The 18,939-nt window shown below is 64.8% G+C and carries 20 protein-coding genes and 2 tRNA genes; 10 read left to right on the top strand and 12 right to left on the bottom strand.

Annotation, left to right across the window (positions count from 1 at the left end; all coding sequences use genetic code 11):
* The first annotated feature begins 27 nt into the window (after positions 1-27).
* Positions 28-810 carry a substrate-binding periplasmic protein gene (locus tag AB5S05_RS02840; protein WP_369285916.1) on the top strand — a complete coding sequence of 261 codons (783 nt, stop codon included), beginning with the start codon at positions 28-30 and terminating at the stop codon, positions 808-810.
* Here the strand turns inward: AB5S05_RS02840 and AB5S05_RS02835 are convergent, their stop codons facing one another.
* On the bottom strand, positions 811-1,590 hold the full coding sequence (locus AB5S05_RS02835) for a type IV pili methyl-accepting chemotaxis transducer N-terminal domain-containing protein (RefSeq protein WP_369285915.1): 780 nt from the start codon (positions 1,588-1,590) through the stop codon (positions 811-813).
* A gap of 124 nt (positions 1,591-1,714) precedes the next feature.
* Positions 1,715-2,935, bottom strand: coding sequence for an alginate export family protein (locus tag AB5S05_RS02830; protein ID WP_369286336.1), 1,221 nt, complete (start codon positions 2,933-2,935; stop codon positions 1,715-1,717).
* A 354-nt stretch (positions 2,936-3,289) separates the two neighbouring features.
* Between AB5S05_RS02830 and AB5S05_RS02825 the strand changes: the two genes are divergently transcribed.
* Positions 3,290-4,078: a PhzF family phenazine biosynthesis protein gene (locus AB5S05_RS02825; RefSeq protein ID WP_369285914.1), complete on the top strand. Its 789-nt coding sequence runs from the start codon at positions 3,290-3,292 to the stop codon at positions 4,076-4,078.
* A 14-nt stretch (positions 4,079-4,092) separates the two neighbouring features.
* On the opposite strand, the gene AB5S05_RS02820 is transcribed toward AB5S05_RS02825, so the two are convergent.
* Together AB5S05_RS02820 and argF are read right to left on the bottom strand one after the other, a co-directional pair.
* A complete protein-coding gene (locus AB5S05_RS02820; RefSeq protein ID WP_369285913.1) occupies positions 4,093-5,202 on the bottom strand; it encodes an ABC transporter ATP-binding protein in 1,110 nt (369 codons plus the stop codon).
* A complete protein-coding gene (gene argF, locus AB5S05_RS02815) occupies positions 5,199-6,119 on the bottom strand; it encodes an ornithine carbamoyltransferase (RefSeq protein WP_369285912.1) in 921 nt (306 codons plus the stop codon). Before argF ends, AB5S05_RS02820 begins: the two co-directional genes overlap by 4 nt.
* A 328-nt stretch (positions 6,120-6,447) precedes the next feature.
* On the opposite strand from argF, the gene AB5S05_RS02810 reads away from it, so the two are divergent.
* The 3 genes from AB5S05_RS02810 to grxD all read left to right on the top strand — a co-directional run bounded on the left by AB5S05_RS02810 (position 6,448) and on the right by grxD (position 9,620).
* Entirely contained in the window at positions 6,448-6,879 is a 432-nt protein-coding gene (locus AB5S05_RS02810) for a hypothetical protein (protein ID WP_369285910.1), read from the top strand.
* A gap of 147 nt (positions 6,880-7,026) precedes the next feature.
* Positions 7,027-9,135 carry a molybdopterin oxidoreductase family protein gene (locus AB5S05_RS02805; protein WP_369285909.1) on the top strand — a complete coding sequence of 703 codons (2,109 nt, stop codon included), beginning with the start codon at positions 7,027-7,029 and terminating at the stop codon, positions 9,133-9,135.
* Positions 9,136-9,293: 158 nt separating this feature from the next.
* Positions 9,294-9,620 carry a Grx4 family monothiol glutaredoxin gene (gene grxD / locus AB5S05_RS02800; protein WP_369285908.1) on the top strand — a complete coding sequence of 109 codons (327 nt, stop codon included), beginning with the start codon at positions 9,294-9,296 and terminating at the stop codon, positions 9,618-9,620.
* Between the two features lie 116 nt (positions 9,621-9,736).
* On the opposite strand, the gene bfr is transcribed toward grxD, so the two are convergent.
* Positions 9,737-10,207, bottom strand: coding sequence for a bacterioferritin (bfr, locus tag AB5S05_RS02795; RefSeq protein ID WP_369285907.1), 471 nt, complete (start codon positions 10,205-10,207; stop codon positions 9,737-9,739).
* 196 nt (positions 10,208-10,403) lie between these two features.
* Entirely contained in the window at positions 10,404-10,622 is a 219-nt protein-coding gene (locus AB5S05_RS02790; RefSeq protein WP_369285906.1) for a bacterioferritin-associated ferredoxin, read from the bottom strand.
* 283 nt (positions 10,623-10,905) lie between these two features.
* On the opposite strand from AB5S05_RS02790, the gene AB5S05_RS02785 reads away from it, so the two are divergent.
* Complete coding sequence (locus tag AB5S05_RS02785) at positions 10,906-11,508, top strand: peroxiredoxin (protein ID WP_369285905.1); 603 nt, start codon at positions 10,906-10,908, stop codon at positions 11,506-11,508.
* Between the two features lie 62 nt (positions 11,509-11,570).
* Here the strand turns inward: AB5S05_RS02785 and rnt are convergent, their stop codons facing one another.
* Positions 11,571-12,245, bottom strand: coding sequence for a ribonuclease T (gene rnt, locus AB5S05_RS02780; protein ID WP_438943531.1), 675 nt, complete (start codon positions 12,243-12,245; stop codon positions 11,571-11,573).
* Positions 12,242-13,288, bottom strand: a complete 1,047-nt coding sequence (gene pyrC / locus AB5S05_RS02775) for a dihydroorotase (protein ID WP_369285904.1) — start codon at positions 13,286-13,288, stop codon at positions 12,242-12,244. Before pyrC ends, rnt begins: the two co-directional genes overlap by 4 nt.
* A 164-nt stretch (positions 13,289-13,452) precedes the next feature.
* Between pyrC and AB5S05_RS02770 the strand changes: the two genes are divergently transcribed.
* The 3 genes from AB5S05_RS02770 (at position 13,453) to gloA (ending at position 16,194) form a co-directional block, all read left to right on the top strand.
* Complete coding sequence (locus AB5S05_RS02770) at positions 13,453-14,346, top strand: flagellar protein MotY (protein WP_438943530.1); 894 nt, start codon at positions 13,453-13,455, stop codon at positions 14,344-14,346.
* Positions 14,347-14,485: 139 nt separating this feature from the next.
* Positions 14,486-15,703 (top strand): argininosuccinate synthase, encoded by a 1,218-nt coding sequence (locus tag AB5S05_RS02765; RefSeq protein WP_369285903.1) that lies wholly within the window; start codon positions 14,486-14,488, stop codon positions 15,701-15,703.
* Between the two features lie 98 nt (positions 15,704-15,801).
* A complete protein-coding gene (gloA, locus tag AB5S05_RS02760; protein WP_369285902.1) occupies positions 15,802-16,194 on the top strand; it encodes a lactoylglutathione lyase in 393 nt (130 codons plus the stop codon).
* 95 nt (positions 16,195-16,289) lie between these two features.
* Here gloA and AB5S05_RS02755 read toward each other — a convergent pair.
* Positions 16,290-16,366, bottom strand: a tRNA-Met gene (locus AB5S05_RS02755).
* A 124-nt stretch (positions 16,367-16,490) separates the two neighbouring features.
* Positions 16,491-16,567 (bottom strand) — tRNA-Met (locus tag AB5S05_RS02750).
* Positions 16,568-16,972: 405 nt separating this feature from the next.
* Here AB5S05_RS02750 and dinB point away from each other — a divergent pair.
* Positions 16,973-18,034: a DNA polymerase IV gene (dinB, locus tag AB5S05_RS02745; RefSeq protein ID WP_369285901.1), complete on the top strand. Its 1,062-nt coding sequence runs from the start codon at positions 16,973-16,975 to the stop codon at positions 18,032-18,034.
* A gap of 32 nt (positions 18,035-18,066) precedes the next feature.
* Here the strand turns inward: dinB and AB5S05_RS02740 are convergent, their stop codons facing one another.
* A complete protein-coding gene (locus tag AB5S05_RS02740) occupies positions 18,067-18,471 on the bottom strand; it encodes an META domain-containing protein (RefSeq protein WP_369285899.1) in 405 nt (134 codons plus the stop codon).
* Positions 18,468-18,905, bottom strand: coding sequence for a hypothetical protein (locus AB5S05_RS02735; RefSeq protein ID WP_369285898.1), 438 nt, complete (start codon positions 18,903-18,905; stop codon positions 18,468-18,470). Before AB5S05_RS02735 ends, AB5S05_RS02740 begins: the two co-directional genes overlap by 4 nt.
* Positions 18,906-18,939 lie beyond the last annotated feature (34 nt).

Genomic DNA, 18,939 nt, shown 5'->3' with positions numbered 1-18,939 from the left:
TGGTCCGGTGCGACGGAGAGCCCTGGCATGTCCTTTCATTGGCATGATCGCTTGCGCTACGTCTGTCTGACACTGGCCTTGCTGTGCGTCAGTATTGGCGCGCGTGCGGAGGTGCTGGTCATTGCCGGCGATCCCTGGTGCCCGGTGAACTGCGAGCCGGGCTCCGATCAGCCGGGCATCTTCGTCGAGCTGGCACGGGATATCTTCGCCGAGGCGGGCATCGAGGTGCAGTACCGGCTGGTCAACTGGGCGCGGGCGCTGCATGCCGTGCGCAAGGGGCAGCTCAATGCGGTGATCGGCGCCGGCCACGAGGATGCGCCGGATTTCCTGTTCCCCTCGACGCCGGTGAGCCATTCGCGCATGTGCTTCTACGCGCAGCCCAGCAGCCAGTGGCGCTTCGACGGCTTGGTGGCTCTGGCGGGCCAGCGCCTGGGCGTGATCAACGACTACAGCTACGGTGCCGAGCTGGACGCGTATATCCAGCGGCATGCCGATGATCCGACGCGGGTATTGCTGGCCTATGGCGACCGGGCGCTGGGCCTGAACGTCGACAAGCTGCTCGGTGGGCGCATCGATGTGACGCTGGCCAATACCTGGGTCATGCAGAACTGGTTGCGCCGGCGCGGGCGCAGCGGGCAGCTGCGCAACGTCGGTTGCCGAACGCCGGATGTGCCCATCTACCTGGCCTTCTCTCCGGCACTGGCCAGCAGCCAGCGTTACCTCGCGCTGTTCGAGGCGGGGCTGCGCCGCTACCGCGAGGATGGCCGCCTGCTGCGCTTGCTGGAGCGTTACGGGGTGAACGAGCCGTAATCAGCTCCCGGCCATGAGGCGTTGGTACTGGTTGGTCAGATCGTTCATCTGCCAGAGCAGGGTTTCGCTGGTGGTGGCGATTACCGTCGGCACGTAGCGCGAGTCGCTGGACAGCTTGAAGCCGGCGCGGGAGAAACGCCACTGGGCCTCGGCCTGCTGCAGCCCCTTGGCGATGGCGGTAGTGTTCTGGCCGGCCTGCTGCAACTCGAGCAAGGTCAGGTCGAACTCCTTGACGGCCTGGTCGAAGGCCTCCTGCAGCCCGGCGACCGGCAGGCGCCAGCTCATGGCCAGGTAGAGCTTGGCAATCCGCTGACTGAGCATCCGCTGGCGACCGCTGCGGTTGACCAGGCGGGCCTCCTGGCTGCCACTGTGGCGTTCGAGCAACTGCACCAGGTTCTCGCTCTGCATCAGCAACTGGTCGCTGAGCGCCAGCAGGTTCGGCGCCGTCTGCTTGTCCGGGCGGGTCAGCGCCAGCTCGCGGTAGCGCTGCCAGGTGTGTCCGGCGTCCTCCAGGGCCGTGCGGATTTGCGCGGTGGGGGCGTAGTCGCTCAGCGCCAGGTAGTTGCTCTCGAATTTGGCGATGCTCTGGTCGAGTTGCTCGGCGGCCAGATCGGGACGCACCTCGGCGCCGATCATCAGGTAGCTCTTGGCGATGCGCTGACTGAGCATGCGCTGCATGCCGGACAGGTTCATCGCTTCGGCGGCGTCGATGGCCGCCCAGCTGGCAGGGCTGAGCAGGCTCAGGCCGAGGAGCAGGGCGGCGATTATCGGGTTACGCATCTCGGTCTCTCCATGAGGGGCGCGGCGCGGGCGCCGCGCATGCTGCGCGAAGGCCCCGCATTGCGGGGCCTGTCGTTGCTTTTCTGGCCGGGCCTCTGCGGCCAAGCCATACCCGGCTGGACCGTCAGTAGCTGTACTGCAGCTGCAGCCACAGCTTGTCGGTGTCGACGGCGAAGTCGTCGGCGTCGTAGCCGGCGTACTTCACCAGGCCGCTCAGGCCCTTCACGCCCGGAATCGGGTGGCCGTAGGCCAGGTCGAGTTCCTCGCCGTACTGGCTGCTGCCCTGCTCGGCGCGAAAGTCGTGGTACCAGGCCTGCAGGCTGCCGCCGAACAGCGGGATGACCGCACCGACATAGGCGTCCTTGACCCCGTCGGCCGGGGTGCCGAGAAACAGGTCGGCCCAGCCCTGGAAGGCGTGCTTGGTCGCCAGCGGGGTCTGGAAGGCGCGATTGCCCGGCCCGGAGTCGCCACCGAGCACCTCGTAGCCGGCCCTGAGCGCCACCCCTTTGACCGTGTAGCCGAGTTCGGCCAGGTAGTAGTCGCTGTCCAGGTCCAGCGGGTTGTCGGCGTAGTCCCGCTGCTGGGCGTACTCCAGGGCATAGCTGACCCCGGCGATGGCACCGCTGGCGCGCAGACCGGTGGTCTGGCTCGACTGCTTGCCGCCGAGCAGGTTGTCCAGCCCCAGACGGTACTGGTAGGCGGTGAGGGTCAGCTCGGGCATGAGCACGTACTGGGCATTGAGCAGGTGGCTGTGGCCCTCGATGTTGGCCGGGTTGCCGGCGCTGTCGTACTGGCCGTTGCCCGGGCCGAACACGCTGTTGATGTTGTCGAGGTAGGCGTAGCTCAGGGTCAGGCCGTCGATTGGCTTGAGCTGACCGAGCACGCCGTCGTAGGTCTGCTCGTTCTGCCGCCAGGCGACGCCGCCGACGAAGCGCTGGTTGTCCAGGTTGATGCGCTGGCGGCCGACCACCGCGCTGCCCAGGGCATGGTCGTAGCGCAGCAGGGCCTGGTTGATCTCGCTGCCGTCCGGGTCGGCGACCACCGAATACTGGCTCTGGCCATTGCGGGTGCTGTTGTAGCTGGCCTCGCCGAGGCGGCTGACGTTGTCGGCCTCGATCAGCGCCGACAGGCCGTACCACTTGCCGCTCTGCAAGCCGACGCGGGTGCGCAGGGTCTGGGCGTTGGCGTGCTTGAGGGCGTTGTCCTGGTCGACGTGCTCGTAGCGGTAGCGGGCATCGAGGATCGGCTTGCCCTGGGTCAGCAGGTCGGCGAAGTCCTCGGCGGCAACGGCGGTGTGGCTGAGGATGGTGCCGGCGATTGCCAGCGACAGCAGGGACAGATTCATCATGCGCATAGCGGTCTTTCCTGTGGGCCAAAAAACGCAAAAAAAAACGTCACGGCGCCCAGGTCTCCGTGGTGGAGCGGGGTGCTGTGACGTCGTTGTCGGTTGAGTGGCAGACACGCCGTTGTGCTGACCGGGGTGGGCCATAGCAGGCGGCGTGCCAGATTTGGCAAGTGGCTGATTTATGGAGGTTTTCTGGCTTTTAAAGACGGGTTTGCGATGGAGCGCTGCACCTTGGCTGGTCGCCACGCCTTGAAAGCGTGCAGCTGTGATGGCGCATTTGCCGTCCACTGTACCGGGCCGGCGCCGCGCGCGGCGGGCATGCTGGCGGACCATGAACAGGCCCAGGAGCGCAGCATGCAGTTGGAATTTCATCAGGTGGACGCCTTCAGCGATCGGCTTTTCCACGGCAACCCGGCGGTGGTCTACCGCCTCAATGCCTGGTTGGCCGAGGGGCTGATGCAGCAGATCGCCGCCGAGCACAATCAGGCCGAGACCGCCTTCGTGGTGGCCGAGGATGGCGCCTGGCGCATCCGCTGGTTCACTCCCAGATGCGAGGTGCCACTGTGCGGTCATGCCACCCTGGCCAGCGCCCATGTGCTGTTCGCCTGCTACGGCGTACCCGGCGAGCGCCTGGACTTCAGCTGCCAGTCCGGGGCGCTGAGCGTCAGCCGCGAACGAGGCCATCTGGTGCTGGATTTTCCCGCGCAGTATCTGGAAGAGACGGCGATGGCCGAAACGCTCGAGCGTATCCTCGGCCAGCCGGTGCTGTCGGTGCGGGGCGGCAAGGAGTTGTTGGCCGAACTCGCCTCCGAGCAGGCGGTGCGCGACTGTCGCCCGGACCTCGATGCCTTGGCCCGGCTACCCGGCTTGGGCGTGATCGTCACCGCGCCGGGTCGTACCCACGATTTCGTTTCGCGCTACTTCGCCCCGGGTGTGGGCATCGACGAGGATCCGGTGACCGGTTCGGCCCACTGCATCCTCACCCCTTATTGGGCCGAACGCCTGGGCAAGCGCGAGCTGAGCGCCTACCAGTGCTCGGCGCGGGGCGGCGAGCTGCACTGCAGCCTGGTCGGCGAGCGGGTGAAGATCGCCGGTCAGGCGGTGCTGGTAGCCAGCGGCCGCCTCTACCTGGACGAGGACTGAAGTACCGGCGGCGCTCAGCGGGCGCTGGTGCAGCGGCGCACGCCGGAGTCGCCCAGTTTGACCTGGGCGGCGACGCTGCCGGGGGCCGGGAACACCACCAGGTGGTCGGCGGCGACGCGGATGCCGACATGCTCGCCCGGCTGGTGGTCGGCGTGGCTGGGGAAGATCGCCTCGAGCTGGCTGCCCGTGGCCAGTTGCAGGCGATAGAGGGTGGCCGCGCCGAGGAAGGTCTTGCCGACGATTCGCGCCTGCAGCGCGCCCTCTGGGTCGTAGACGATGTCGTCCGGGCGCAGCAGCACGTCCACCGCGCTGCCCACCGGCCAGGTGTAGGCGCGGTTGCCGCGAATCAGGCCGAGCTCGGTCTGCACCGAGTCGGGGCTGAGCAACTGGCCGCGAATGAAGTAGCCCTGACCGATGAAGCTGGCGACGAAGGGGGTCAGGGGTTCGTGGTAGAGGTTGAACGGGGTGTCCCACTGCTGCAGCCGGCCTTCGTGGAAGACCCCGACATGGTCGCTGACGGCGAAGGCTTCTTCCTGGTCGTGGGTGACCAGGATGGCGCTGGTGCCGCGGCTCTTGAGAATGTCGCGGACCTCATGGCTGAGGCGCCGGCGCAACTCGCCATCGAGGTTGGAAAAGGGTTCGTCGAGCAGCAACAGCCGCGGTTCAGGCGCCAGGGCGCGGGCCAGGGCGACGCGCTGCTGCTGGCCGCCGGACAGCTCGTGGGGGTAGCGCTTGCCCAGGTGGCTGAGCTTGACCAGTTCCAGCAGTTCGTCGGTGATGCGCGCGCAGTCGGCGTGCTTGCGGATGCCGAACGCGACGTTCTCGGCCAGGGTCAGGTGCGGGAACAGCGCGTAATCCTGGAACACCATGCCGATCCGGCGCTTGTCCGGTGCCAGGGTGAAGCCGGGGCGCGAGATGACCTCGCCAGCCAGCTGGATCTCCCCTTCGGCCACCGGCTCGAAACCGGCGATGGCGCGCAGGGTGGTGGTCTTGCCGCAGCCGGATGGGCCGAGCAGGCAGCCGATATCGCCGGCGTTCAGGTGCAGATTGAGGTCCTGCACCACCTTGTGCTCATGGTAGCCACAGCTCAGGTCGCGCAGGTTCAGCAGCAGGGGCTGGCTCATGCGTGGTGGTAGGCTGGTTCGACGAGGAATTCCAGCAGCGCCTTCTGCGCGTGCAGGCGGTTCTCCGCCTGATCCCAGGCGACCGAACGCGGGTCGTCGAGCAGGTCCTGGCTGATTTCCTCGCCACGGTGGGCTGGCAGGCAGTGCAGGAACAGCACGTCCGCGGCGGCGCCATCGAGCAGCTCACGGTCGACCTGGTAGGGTTTGAACAGCCTGTGGCGTTCGGCGATCTCTTCTTCCTGGCCCATCGAGGCCCAGACATCGGTGGTGACCAACTGGGCGCCGGCCACGGCTTCGCGCGGATCGCGGAAGATCTGCACGCGATCGCCGGCCTGGGCGACCAGATCGGCCTTGGGTTCATAGCCCTCGGGGCAGGCCACGCGCAGCTGGAAGTCGAATTGCTCGGCGGCTTCTATATAGGAATTGCACATGTTGTTGCCGTCGCCGATCCAGGTCACCGTCTTGCCGGCGATATTGCCGCGGTGTTCCAGGTAGGTCTGCATGTCGGCCAGCAGCTGGCAGGGGTGCAGGTCATCGGACAGGCCATTGATCACCGGTACCCGCGAGTTGGCGGCGAATTCGGTGAGGTTGCTATGGGCGAAGGTGCGGATCATCACCGCATCGAGCATGCGCGACATGACCTTGGCGGCGTCGGCAATCGGCTCGCCACGGCCCAGCTGGGTGTCGCGTGGCGACAGGAAGATCGCCTGCCCGCCCAGCTGGATCATGCCGGCCTCGAAGGACAGGCGGGTACGGGTCGAAGCCTTCTCGAAGATCATCCCCAGCACGCGGTTCTTCAGCGGCTCGAACAGCACGCCGCGATTGCGCAAGTCCTTCAGCTCGATGCCGCGGCGGATCAGGCTCACCAGCTCTTGTGGTGTGCAGTCCTTCAGCGAGAGAAAGTGTCTTGCGCTCATGTTCACTACCTTTTGACGACAGGCGCAGGTTCAAAGGCCAGGTTTGACTTGGAAACGGCGGAACCTGCGGCTGGGAGCCGCACTGGGCGACGAAACGGGGAAGGCGCGATCTTATAAGGAAATGACGAGGTGGCGCAAACCGTCCAGTCGTGCACAGGCTCAGGGGCGTCGTGTAAGCCATCGCCTATATCCCTGTGCGAGATGTCACAAAACTGACTTCTATGCTTGCCCGCTCTAGATAGGGCTTCTAGGATGCCCGCGCCTTTTCCAGGCAATGCATTGCCCCCGCAATGGGGTATCCATGGAATGTTATGCAAAGGAGTTTTGCATGAAACACGTAGCCTACGCCGCCGCTTTCTCTGCCCTCGCTCTGCTGACTGGCTGTGCCAGCCAGAACGTCAGCCAACCGACCGCTCCCCTAAACGGCACTGTTGAAACTGACCTGAAGGCCGACGTGAAAGTGGGCGAGTCCATCTCCGGTCAATCCTCGGTGAGCATCCTGTTCAACGTCTTCAAGCTGGGTGGCGACAGCCAGTTTGCCGATGGCGTGACCTATGGTGGCAGCGAAGGTGGTTTCGCTCTGGGTCTCGACCCGGTGGCTTCCGCCAAGTCCGCAGCAGCCTACAAAGCCGTTACCGCTTCGGGTGCCGACCTGATCGTCGCACCGCGTTACGAAGTGAACGTCGAGGATTACTTTGTCTACAAGACCGTCAGCGTCAAGGTGACGGGCAAGAAGGGCACTGTGACCGCGATTCGTTAAGAATCGGCTGTCTGCAAGACTGAATCGGTTGGCATGATGCTGGCCGATTCATGAGACGAACCCTGCTAGCGTAGCTCCCCACCAGCCGCCATAGTCTTTGCAACGCGACCTGACCGGTCGTCTCGAACAAGAATATGAGGCTAGGCCATGACCAAGACCCTCCATCACCGTGCGTGCCATCTCTGCGAAGCCATCTGCGGCCTGAACATCGAGACCCAGGCGGAAGACGACGGCAGCATTCGCATCCTGTCGATCAAGGGTGATGCCCAGGACAGTTTCAGCCGTGGCCATATTTGCCCCAAGGCCGTGGCCCTGCAGGACATCCAGAACGACCCCGACCGCCTGCGCCAGCCGATGCGCCGGGTCGACAGCGAGTGGCAGGCCATCGGCTGGGACGAGGCCTTCGCCTTGGTCGCCGAGCGCCTGAGCGAGATCCAGCAGCGCCATGGGCAAAGTGCCGTCGCCACCTACCACGGCAACCCCAGCGTGCATAACTACGGGTTGATGACCCACAGCAATTACTTTCTCGGCCTGCTCAAGACTCGCAGCCGCTTCTCCGCGACCTCAGTCGACCAGCTTCCCCATCACCTGAGCAGCCTGTTGATGTACGGGCACGGCATGCTGTTGCCGATTCCCGATATCGACCACACCGACTTCATGCTGATCCTGGGCGGCAACCCGCTGGCCTCCAATGGCAGCATCATGACCGTGCCGGACGTGGAGAAGCGCCTGAAGGCGATCCAGGCGCGTGGCGGCAAACTGGTGGTGGTCGATCCCCGCCGCAGCGAAACCGCGGCCATTGCCGATCAGCACCTGTTCGTGCGTCCGGGCGAGGATGCGGCGCTGCTGCTGGCCCTGCTCAATACGCTGTTCGAGGAGGGCCTGACCCGCGCCAGCCATCTGCCGGTCGAGGGACTGGACGCGGTGCGCCAGGCCATCGCCGGCTTCAGTGCCGAGGCCATGGCCGCGCGTTGTGGGGTGCCGGCCGCGGCCATCCGCCAGCTGGCGCGGGATTTCGCCGGCGCCGACAAAGCTGTGTGCTACGGGCGCATGGGCGTCTCCACCCAGGCCTTCGGCTCCCTCTGCCAGTGGTTGGTGCAGTTGATCAATCTGGTCACCGGCAACCTCGACCGCGAGGGCGGTGCGCTCTGCACCGAGGCGGCCATCGATATCACCGCTTCCAGTTCCGGCACCCACTTCGATCGCTGGCGCAGCCGTGTTTCCGCGTTGCCGGAGTACGCCGGCGAGCTGCCGGTGGCGGCCCTGGCCGAGGAGATGCTGACGCCCGGGGAGGGCCAGATCCGCGCGCTGATCACCGTCGCCGGCAATCCGGTGCTGTCGACGCCGAACGGACGGCAGCTGGAGCAGGCGCTCGAGGGGCTCGAGTTCATGCTCAGCATCGATCCCTATATCAACGAGACCACCCGCTACGCCGACCTGATCCTGCCGCCGACCGCGCCCCTGGAGCACGATCACTACGACATGACCTTCAACAGCTTCGCCATACGCAACGTCAGCCGTTTCAACGAGGCGGTGCTGCCCAAGCCCGACGGAGCGCTGCACGACTGGGAGATCTTCGTCGGTCTGGCCCAGGCCTTCGCCGCCAGGACCGGCGCGGTGCTGAAGCCGACCCTGGCGCCGGCGCAAATGATCGACATCGGCCTGCGCGCCGGGCGCTATGGCGACCAGGCAGCGCAGAAGCTGAGTCTGGCCACCTTGCGCGAACATCCCCATGGCATCGATCTGGGCGCGCTCAAGCCCAATCTGGCGGCGCGCCTGCGCACCCCGAACCAGGTCGTGCAGGCCGCTCCCGACCTGCTGCTGGCCGACCTAGGACGCTTTGCCGAGCAGCAACAGCTGCAGGCCGACCAGTTGCTGCTGATCGGCCGTCGCCATGTGCGCAGCAACAACTCCTGGATGCACAACTACCACCGCCTGGTGAAGGGCAAGCCGCGGCATCAGCTGCTGATGCATCCGGCGGACCTGGATCGGCGTGGTATCGCCGACGGCCAGCGTGTGCGCGTGCGCTCGCGGGTCGGCATGATCGAGGTGGAAGTGGCCGCCAGCGACGAGATGATGCCCGGGGTGGTCAGCCTGCCGCACGGCTGGGGACATGCGCGTCCCGGGGTGCAGATGGCGATCGCCAGCGAGCAGCCGGGCGCCAGCGCCAATGACCTGACCGACGAGCGACAACTCGACAGCGTCTCCGGCAATGCGGCGCTCAATGGCGTGCCGGTGGAGGTCTCTGCGGCCTGATCGGCACCTGGCCGGCGGCGCCGCGAAACGGTTCGTCCGCCGGGGCTGCCGGGCTCCCGGGTTTGTTCCCGGCAAGGCCGAGCATTACGCTCGGCTTTTCGCTACAATGCGGCCACAGTGCCGACCCCGAGTCGGGAAGTTAAGACCTGAGGTGCCCCATGGATATCATCGAAACCATCAAAGAGCAGATCGCCAACAACACCGTTCTGCTGTACATGAAAGGCTCGCCGAATGCCCCGCAGTGCGGCTTCTCGTCGAAGGCCGCGCAAGTGGTCATGGCCTGTGGCGAGAAGTTCGCCTATGTCGACATCCTGCAGAATCCGGAAATCCGCGCCAACCTGCCGAAGTACGCCAACTGGCCGACCTTCCCGCAGCTGTGGGTCGGTGGCGAGCTGGTCGGTGGCAGCGACATCCTGGCCGAGATGTTCGAGAAGGGCGAGCTGCAGACCCTGATCAAGAACGCCGTGCAGCAGGCCGACGCCTGAGCCGAGGCTGCAACGAAAAACCCCGCCGAGGCGGGGTTTTTTCTGTCTGCCTGGTGGCCGGCGGCAATAAAGAACGGGAGCCGCTGGCTCCCGTTTGTGCTGGGCCTGGTTGAGCCTCAGTCGTCCATCTGCGATTGCAGGTAGTTTTCCATGCCGACCTTGTCGATCAGGCCGAGCTGGGTCTCCAGCCAGTCGATGTGGTCCTCTTCCGAGCAGAGGATTTCTTCCAGCAGTTCACGGCTGGCGTAGTCGCCGATGCTCTCGCAGTAGGCGATCGCCTCTTTCAGGTCGACATGGGCCTTGTGCTCGATCTTCAGGTCGCACTCGAGCATCTCCTTGGTGTGCTCGCCGATCAGGATCTTGCCGTAGTCCTGCAGGTTGGGCAGGCCTTCGAGAAACAGGATGCGCTTGACCAGCTTGTCCGCATGCTTCATCTCGTCGATCGACTCGTGGTATTCGTGCTCGCCGAGCTTCTTCAGGCCCCAGTCCTCGTACATGCGCGCATGCAGGAAGTACTGGTTGATCGCGACCAGCTCGTTACCGAGGATCTTGTTCAGAAGCTGGATGACCTTCTTGTCGCCTTTCATGTTCTGGGCTGCCTTGCGAGGAGAGTTAGCGATAAATCTTGGCCCGAGCACTCCGGTCTGTCAAACCTAAGCTGTTGAAATCTATTTGAAAATTAGTACGAATAGAAGCGGTTCGCGTCCGTGTTAGGAGCCTAAGCGCTTGAATTTCAGGCAAAAAAAACCGGACTCGAGGTCCGGCTTGCTGGCGTTGCGGGCACTAGGCGGCGACGAAGTGGGCCGGATAGGCCAGCGCGGCCTGGCTGCTTTGCACCTCGCTCAACGTCTCGCGCACTACCTGCTTGGCCAGGCAGGCACACTTGCCACATTGGCTGCCGACACCGAGGGTAGTGCGGACATCACGGTAGCTGCAGCAACCTTCGTAGATTGCGTCGCGGATTTGACCGTCGGTGACACCTTCGCAGAGGCAGACGTACATAGTTGACTCTCGTCGCGTGGGAGTGGCTTGATGAGATAGATACTAATGTTAATGAGAATGCTTGTCAAAACACGCCGGTGGCCGCGCGGAAGAAGCAGATGAACGGTCGCTCCGGGAGCCTGGTGGCGGAGCTGACTCGAGGGTCAGAAAGCGGTGGGCGGGGCTCAAGAATGCGGTGTATGATGCCCGGCCGTGCGGCGCGGGCTGTGTCACCGGGCTGTCGTCAGATGGCCTTACAGTCGAGTAAGACGCGCGCCGCATTCTGCATGCAAGGAGATATCGAATGAGCGTACTCGTAGGTAAGAAGGCCCCGGATTTCAACGTCGCCGCCGTGCTGGGCAATGGCGAAATCGTCGACAGCTTCAGTCTGTCCTCGGCGATCGAAGGCAAATACGGCCTGGTGTTCTTCTATCCGCTGGACTTCACCTTCGTCTGCCCGTCCGAGCTGATCGCCCTGGATCGCCGCATTCCCGAGTTCCAGGCGCGCAACGTCGAAGTGATTGGCGTGTCCATCGACTCCCACTTCACCCACAACGCCTGGCGCAACACCCCGGTGGACAAGGGCGGCATCGGCCCGGTCCAGTACACCCTGGCCGCCGACATCAATCATGAGATCTGCAAGGCCTACGACGTCGAGTCCGAAGGTGGCGTAGCCTTCCGCGGCGCCTTCCTGATCGACACCAACGGCGTGGTGCGCTCGCAGATCGTCAACGACCTGCCGCTAGGTCGCAACATGGACGAACTACTGCGCCTGGTCGACGCCCTGCAGTTCACCGAAGAGCATGGCGAGGTCTGCCCGGCCAACTGGAAGAAAGGCGATCGTGGCATGACCGCTTCGCCGGAAGGGGTGGCCAAGTACCTGGCCGAGAACGCCGCCAGCCTCTAACGGGCCGACGACGCGACACAAAAAAACCGGCTAAGTGCCGGTTTTTTTGTGCCTGGGTCGGATCAGTCGTCGAAGTCCATCCAGCCGCCCATTTCTTTCCAGCGATTGACGATGCCGCAGAACAGCTCGGCGGTCTTCTCGGTGTCGTAGCGCGCCGAATGCGCCTCCTTGCCATCGAATTCGATGCCGGCGGCCTGGCAGGCCCGGGCCAGTACGGTCTGGCCGTAGGCGAGGCCGGCCAGGGTGGCGGTGTCGAAGCTGGAGAAGGGGTGGAAGGGGTTGCGCTTGATCTCGCAGCGCGCCACGGCGGCGTTGAGAAAGCCCAGGTCGAAGCTGCTGTTGTGCCCGACCAGGATCGCCCGCTTGCAGCCATTGGCCTTCAGCGATTTGCGCAGGCCGCGGAAGATTTCCGTCAGCGCATGTTCCTCGCTCACCGCCATGCGCAGTGGATGGTCCAGCTTGATCCCGGTGAACTCCAGCGCCGCCGCTTCGATATTGGCGCCCTCGAAGGGTTCGATGCGGAAGAACTGGGTGTGCTCGGGGAAGAGAAAGCCCTGCTCGTCCATGCCGATGGTGGTGGCGGCGATCTCCAGTAGGGCGTCGGTGGCGCAGTTGAAGCCGCCGGTTTCCACGTCCACCACCACCGGCAGGTAGCCGCGAAAGCGCGCGGCCATGGGATGGCGTGAGCCGCCGCTGCTCGGGCTGTCGAGCTCGTTGTCGAACTGTTCGGCGCTCACGAGTGGCTCTCCAGCAGGCGCCAGCGCAGGCTTTCGCCGGCACGCAGGGGGATCACGCTGTGCTCGCCGAGGGGCAGGCTGGCCGGGGCGGTCCATTCTTCGCGTACCAGAGTGATGGTCTCGCTGTTGCGCGGCAGGCCATAGAAATCCGGGCCGTTCAGGCTGGCGAAGGCCTCCAGCTTGTCCAGCGCATTGCGCTGCTCGAAGGCCTCGGCATACAGCTCGATGGCCGCATAGACGGTGTAGCAGCCGGCGCAGCCGCAGGCGGCTTCCTTGGCGTGCTTGGCATGGGGGGCCGAGTCGGTCCCGAGGAAGAACTTGGCGCTGCCGCCGGTGGCGGCGTCGAGCAGGGCTTCCTGGTGCAGATTGCGCTTGAGGATCGGCAGGCAGTAGAAGTGTGGGCGAATGCCGCCGACCAGCATGTGGTTGCGGTTGTACAGCAGGTGGTGGGCGGTGATGGTGGCGCCGACATTGGCCGGTGCGGCATTGACGAATTCGACCGCGTCGCGAGTGGTGATGTGCTCGAACACCACCTTGAGGGTCGGGAAGCGCTCGACCACGCGGCTCAGTTGCTCGTCGATGAAGTATTTCTCGCGATCGAAGACATCGATCTCGCTACGCGTCACTTCGCCGTGGACCAGCAGCGGCAGGCCGACTTCGGCCATGGCCTCGAGTGCCGGAAAGATCTTCTCGAGGGCGGTAACGCCCGAGTCGGAATTGGTGGTGGCCCCGGCCGGATAGAGCTTGGCCGCATGGACGAAGCCCGAGGCCTTGGCCTCGCGCACGTCTGCCGGGCTGGTCTGGTCGGTGAGGTAGAGCACCATCAGTGGCTCGAACCGGCTGCCGGCCGGGCGCGCGGCGAGAATGCGCTGGCGATAGGCGTCGGCTTCGCTGGCGGTACGTACCGGCGGTACCAGGTTCGGCATGATGATGGCGCGGGCGAAGGTGCGCGCCACATCGGCGACAGTGTGTGGCAGTACCGCGCCATCGCGCAGGTGAATGTGCCAGTCGTCGGGACGCAGCAGGGTGATGCGGTCGGTCATGGGGGCTTCCAGGCGGGCAAAACGTGCCTGGAATGCTACCGGAAAAGCCCCGTCAGGGCACGCGCGCATGCGCGTCCAGCAGGCTTGCCGGCAACTACGCGCTTAAGTTTTTTCCCGCCCCACCGATACCCCGAGGGAACGACGTTAATCCAGTGGAGCTCGATGTGCGCCAGCCATGTATCGCCCTGCTCAGCCTGATCGCCAGTCTGGCGCTGTGTCTGCCGGCCTGGGCTATCAGCTTTCAGACTCGCCTGGAAAACGTCCAGTGGCAGATTGCGGGCGACCAGTTCGAGTGCCGTCTGTCCCAAAGCGTCGCCGACTTCGGCGTCGGCGAGTTCGTCCGCCGTGCCGGCGAGCAGGCAACCTTCCGCCTGCAGGTGCGCGAGCGCTGGCTGGCCAGTGGTTCGGCGACCCTGCTGGCGGCCGCGGCTCCCTGGCAACCGGGGCGTGGTGACATCAACCTGGGTTCGGTCCGGGTGGGCGAGGGGGATGTGCCGTTCAGCTCCAGCCAGGAGCAGGCCAGTCGCTTGCTGACCGGCTTGCTCGAAGGTCGCAGTCCGCTGGTGCGTCACCATACCCTGCGTGGCGGCGAGCGTTTGGAGGTGCGCTTGCTGCCGGTGAAATTCCAGCAGGCCTATCGCGATTACCTGGGCTGCACGGCCAAGCTGTTGCCGGTCAACTTCGACCAGGTGCGCCAGAGCCAGATCGGCTTTCCGGGCGGCGGCGTCGACCTGGAGCCCCTGGCCCAGGCCAAGCTGGACATCATCCTCGAGTTTCTCAAGGCCGACCCCAGCGTCAACCGGATCCAGCTCGACGGGCATGCCGACAACAGCGGCAACCGCCTGACCAACCGCGACCTGTCCCGGCGTCGGGCGCTGGCGGTGATGGACTACCTCAAGGCCAATGGGGTACCGGCCGAGCAGGTCACTCTGCGCTTTCATGGCGAGCGCTATCCGCTGGTGCCGAACAACAGCGCCGCCAATCGGGCCAAGAATCGCCGGGTCACCGTGCGCCTGGATCGGGTCCCCGAGTCGCCTGCCGAGGGTGAAGTACTGTAGGCGCCGACCGGCTCCTGAGTGTCGCCGTGCTGAAAGAAGCCGTCGCTTCGTCGTCATAAGCTGTCGCGCCCCTGTAAATCGTTCGGCGCGGGCAGTAGAATCACGGGTTTTCCCGAACAACCCCGTGGAGTTGATTGGCATGGCCGACGTAAACAAGGTAGTCCTGGCATATTCCGGTGGCCTGGACACTTCGGTGATCCTCAAGTGGCTGCAAGATACCTATAACTGCGAGGTGGTGACTTTCACCGCCGACCTCGGCCAGGGTGAAGAAGTCGAGCCGGCCCGCGCCAAGGCGAAGGCCATGGGCGTCAAGGAAATCTACATCGACGACCTGCGCGAAGAGTTCGTCCGCGACTTCGTCTACCCGATGTTCCGCGCCAACACCATCTATGAAGGCGAGTACCTGCTGGGCACCTCCATCGCCCGCCCGCTGATCGCCAAGCGCCTGATCGAGATCGCCAACGAAACCGGCGCCGACGCCATCTCCCATGGTGCCACCGGCAAGGGCAACGACCAGGTGCGCTTCGAGCTGGGCGCCTATGCGCTCAAGCCGGGCGTCAAGGTCATCGCCCCCTGGCGCGAGTGGGACCTGATGTCCCGCGAGAAGCTGATGGACTATGCCGAGAAGCACGCCATCCCGATCGAGCGCCATGGCAAGAAGAAGTCGCCGTACTCCATGGATGCCAACCTGCTGCACATCTCCTATGAAGGCGGCGTGCTGGAAGACACCTGGACCGAGCACGAAGAAGACATGTGGCGCTGGACCAAGTCGCCGGAAGCGGCGCCGGACACCCCCACCTACATCGAGCTGACCTACCGCGCCGGTGACATCGTCGCCATCGACGGCAAGGACATGACCCCGGCCACCGTGCTGGCCGAGCTCAACCGCATCGGCGGCGAGAACGGCATCGGTCGTCTGGACATCGTCGAGAACCGCTTCGTCGGCATGAAGTCGCGCGGCTGCTACGAGACCCCCGGTGGCACCATCATGCTCAAGGGCCACCGCGCCATCGAGTCGATCACCCTCGACCGCGAAGTCGCTCACCTGAAAGACGAGCTGATGCCCAAGTACGCCAGTCTGATCTACAACGGTTTCTGGTGGAGCCCGGAGCGTCTGATGCTGCAGCAGATGATCGACGCTTCCCAGGTCAGCGTGAACGGCGTGGTGCGCCTGAAGCTGTACAAGGGCAATGTCATCGTGGTCGGCCGCAAGTCCGACGACTCGCTGTTCGATGCCACCATCGCCACCTTCGAGGACGACGCCGGCGCCTACAATCAGCAGGATGCCGCGGGCTTCATTAAGCTCAACGCGCTGCGCATGCGCATCGCCGCGAACAAGGGCCGCCAGCTGCTCTGATAGCGTCGGAGCGCTCGAGCCTGACACAAGACCCCGGCCACGCGCCGGGGTCTGCATTTTCAGGCCCGCACGGCGGGCCACGGACAAGGAGAGATTCGATGAGACTGCTGCATACCATGCTGCGCGTGGGCGATCTGGATAAATCCATCGCCTTCTACATCGACGTGTTGGGCATGACCCTGTTGCGTCGCAAGGACTATCCGGATGGCCAGTTCACCCTGGCCTTCGTCGGCTATGGCGACGAGGCGCACAACAGCGTGATCGAACTGACCCACAACTGGGGCGTCGACAGCTACGACCTGGGCACCGGCTACGGTCATATCGCCCTGGAGGTCGCCGACGTCTACAAGGCTTGCGAAGACATTCGCGCCCGCGGCGGCAAGATCACCCGCGAGCCGGGGCCGATGAAGCACGGCAGCAGCATCCTGGCCTTCGTCGAGGATCCGGATGGCTACAAGATCGAGTTGCTGTCGCCGTCGCGTCGCGACTGACCGGCGCAGGCCTGTCGAGGGGGGGGGCAGCAAGCTGCGCACAAAGCTGCGCACACAAAAAAGGCCACTCGATTGAGTGGCCTTTTTTGGATAACTGGTTGCGGGAGCAGGATTTGAACCTACGACCTTCGGGTTATGAGCCCGACGAGCTACCAGACTGCTCCATCCCGCGGCCGCCATTCTATCCATAAGCCGGTAGTTGTCAATCGATTTGTGTTTCTCAATCAAATACTTAAATCGTTGATCCGGGCGCAAACAAAAAAGGCCACTCGATTGAGTGGCCTTTTTTGGATAACTGGTTGCGGGAGCAGGATTTGAACCTACGACCTTCGGGTTATGAGCCCGACGAGCTACCAGACTGCTCCATCCCGCGACGCCAATTCTACCGCTATAAGGCTCGCTGTCAATCCTTGGTTGTGGAAAAACTGTTTTGTGTTCAGGCGCTTAGCGTTCCACGCCAGCCCCAAGGGCGGCGCCAGGCCAGGCGCAATGGGGCCTGCAGCGCATTGCGGCGAGCGGCGAAGCAATCCGCGGGCGCCGATATTTATCGAATTCTGTTTCGGGTGGAGCCCTGGGGGCGGCCGCGTTCCTTGCTGAGCCGATCGCCACGGCGCGCCTGGACCCGCTGCAAGGGCCGGCGGCACCGTGCAGGCTATTGGCGGCTGCCACGCCGGTGGTTATTCTGCGCCACCAGGCCTTTATGGATAACGGCGACCCTGTGTTCTTTGCGTCGGTGCGTCGGTGCGTCGGTGCGTCGGCACCCGCGGGGTTGCATATTATGACCGTCAGAAAAATCATCCACGTCGACTGCGACTGCTTCTATGCCGCCATCGAGATGCGCGACGATCCGAGCCTGGCCGGCAAGCCCCTGGCTGTGGGCGGCTCGGCGGATCGTCGTGGGGTGATTGCCACCTGCAACTACGAGGCCCGCGCCTATGGCGTGCGCTCGGCGATGGCCTCCGGGCATGCGCTGAAGCTGTGTCCGGATCTGCTGATCGTCAAGCCGCGAATAGAGGCCTACAAGGCGGTATCGCGGGAGATCCAGGCGATCTTCCGCGACTACACCGAGCTGATCGAGCCGCTGTCGCTGGATGAGGCTTATCTGGATGTCTCCGACAGCCCGCACTTTGCCGGTAGCGCCACGCGTATCGCCCGCGACATTCGGCGACGGGTGCTGCAGCAGCTGCATATCACCGTGTCGGCGGGGGTGGCGCCGAACAAGTTTCTGGCCAAGATAGCCAGTGACTGGAAGAAACCCGATGGTCTGTTCGTGATCACGCCGGACGAGGTCGAGGCCTTTGTCGCCGAGTTGCCGGTGAACAAGTTGCACGGCGTCGGCAAGGTGACCGCCGAGAAGCTGGGGCGCCTGGGGATTCGCACCTGTCTGCAGTTGCGCGACTGGAACAAGCTGGCCCTGGTGCGTGAGTTCGGTGGTTTCGGCGAGCGCCTGTGGGGGCTGGCCCGCGGTATCGATGAGCGCGCGGTGCAGACCGACAGCCGTCGTCAGACGGTCAGCGTGGAGACCACCTACGAGCAGGATCTGCCAGACCTGGCCAGCTGTCAGGCGCAGCTGCCACAGCTGCTGGAAGAGCTGGCGCGACGCATGGCGCGGCTCGATGCCAGTTACCGGCCGGACAAGCCCCTGGTCAAGATCAAGTTCCACGATTTCACCCAGACCACCCTGGAGCAGGCCGGCGCCGGGTTCGACCTGGCCAGCTACCAGTCGTTGCTGGGCGCGGCCTTCGCCCGTGGCAACAAGCCGGTGCGCCTGTTGGGGGTCGGTGTGCGCCTGCACGATCTGCGCGGCCGGCATGAACAGTTGGAGCTGTTCGCACGCTAGGCGCGCGTTCGCGCCGGCAATGCAGTCGGGGCTCAGCCTTCCTCGGGCCAGAGCCGCAGCGGCTTGCCCGTGGCGGGCCACAGGCGCAGCTGGTCGAGCGGCGAGACGTCCCAGCGCTGCACCTTGCCGAGGCCGTCGAGAAAGCGTGCTTCCTGTTCCATCAGCGCCGGGGCACAGAGCTTGCGGGTGCTGCCGGCGGCGCCGAAGCTGAGCCTGTCGCCGCTCAGGGTGTAGCCGGCGAACCAGTGGTTGCAGCCGGCGTTGCCATAGGCCCGGCCATCCTCGCCGAGGGTGATGCTCAGGTGGCTGTTGTCGATCAACGGCCGCTCGCCGATCCATTCCACCTGGTAGGTGCGTTCGGTTTCCAGTTGCACGGGAGCGCTGGCGCAGCCCAGCAGGCTGGCGCCGAGCAGGCACAGGGGCAGGGCGCGTTTCATGCCGGGGCCTTCTGGCAGTTGGGGCAGCAATGCCGGCCGTTGCTGCTGCTCCAGCCCAGCGTCTGAATGCGCGCTTCGGCGGCGGGCGCCTGGGCCTTCTTGCCGAGGCTGGCGTCGACCGCGAACTCGAAGTCCAGCTCGGTGGCGCAGCCGTCGCAGCGTACCTGCCAGTTGAAGATCGCCAGCTCGCCGAAGGCCGGACCGTGGGCGACGGCGACCCACTGGCCGGGCGGGTTGATCAGGTGGCGAACCTTGTCCACCAGCAGGCGCATGCTCAGGTCGCGACTGCCCTTGAGGGTCACCAGCAGGCTGTCACCGCTGTGGATCGAGCCGCCGTTGCCGGTGACCTGATAACGGCCGGCCGCCAGGGCGCGGCACTCGATCAGGGTGTGTTCGGGGTTGAGCAGGGTGTAACGAAAATCGTGTTCGGCCATGATTCCTCCACAAAGGCCGCCATTCTAGCCTAGG

This window comes from Pseudomonas zhanjiangensis, from assembly GCF_041027545.1.
GTDB lineage: Bacteria > Pseudomonadota > Gammaproteobacteria > Pseudomonadales > Pseudomonadaceae > Aquipseudomonas > Aquipseudomonas zhanjiangensis.
The sequence above is the reverse complement of the archived record's forward strand: the minus strand, read 5'-3'. Positions and strand labels throughout refer to the sequence as shown.

Coding starts and splice junctions, on each gene's coding strand:
- pyrC (WP_369285904.1), bottom strand. CDS start 13,288: ATGACCGACCGCATCACCCTGCTGCGTCCCGACGACTGGCACATTCAC.
- AB5S05_RS02830 (WP_369286336.1), bottom strand. CDS start 2,935: ATGAATCTGTCCCTGCTGTCGCTGGCAATCGCCGGCACCATCCTCAGC.
- argF (WP_369285912.1), bottom strand. CDS start 6,119: ATGAGCGCAAGACACTTTCTCTCGCTGAAGGACTGCACACCACAAGAG.
- bfr (WP_369285907.1), bottom strand. CDS start 10,207: ATGAAAGGCGACAAGAAGGTCATCCAGCTTCTGAACAAGATCCTCGGT.
- AB5S05_RS02765 (WP_369285903.1), top strand. CDS start 14,486: ATGGCCGACGTAAACAAGGTAGTCCTGGCATATTCCGGTGGCCTGGAC.
- AB5S05_RS02740 (WP_369285899.1), bottom strand. CDS start 18,471: ATGAAACGCGCCCTGCCCCTGTGCCTGCTCGGCGCCAGCCTGCTGGGC.
- AB5S05_RS02825 (WP_369285914.1), top strand. CDS start 3,290: ATGCAGTTGGAATTTCATCAGGTGGACGCCTTCAGCGATCGGCTTTTC.
- gloA (WP_369285902.1), top strand. CDS start 15,802: ATGAGACTGCTGCATACCATGCTGCGCGTGGGCGATCTGGATAAATCC.
- AB5S05_RS02835 (WP_369285915.1), bottom strand. CDS start 1,590: ATGCGTAACCCGATAATCGCCGCCCTGCTCCTCGGCCTGAGCCTGCTC.
- AB5S05_RS02805 (WP_369285909.1), top strand. CDS start 7,027: ATGACCAAGACCCTCCATCACCGTGCGTGCCATCTCTGCGAAGCCATC.
- AB5S05_RS02840 (WP_369285916.1), top strand. CDS start 28: ATGTCCTTTCATTGGCATGATCGCTTGCGCTACGTCTGTCTGACACTG.
- dinB (WP_369285901.1), top strand. CDS start 16,973: ATGACCGTCAGAAAAATCATCCACGTCGACTGCGACTGCTTCTATGCC.
- grxD (WP_369285908.1), top strand. CDS start 9,294: ATGGATATCATCGAAACCATCAAAGAGCAGATCGCCAACAACACCGTT.
- AB5S05_RS02735 (WP_369285898.1), bottom strand. CDS start 18,905: ATGGCCGAACACGATTTTCGTTACACCCTGCTCAACCCCGAACACACC.
- AB5S05_RS02810 (WP_369285910.1), top strand. CDS start 6,448: ATGAAACACGTAGCCTACGCCGCCGCTTTCTCTGCCCTCGCTCTGCTG.
- AB5S05_RS02790 (WP_369285906.1), bottom strand. CDS start 10,622: ATGTACGTCTGCCTCTGCGAAGGTGTCACCGACGGTCAAATCCGCGAC.
- AB5S05_RS02785 (WP_369285905.1), top strand. CDS start 10,906: ATGAGCGTACTCGTAGGTAAGAAGGCCCCGGATTTCAACGTCGCCGCC.
- AB5S05_RS02820 (WP_369285913.1), bottom strand. CDS start 5,202: ATGAGCCAGCCCCTGCTGCTGAACCTGCGCGACCTGAGCTGTGGCTAC.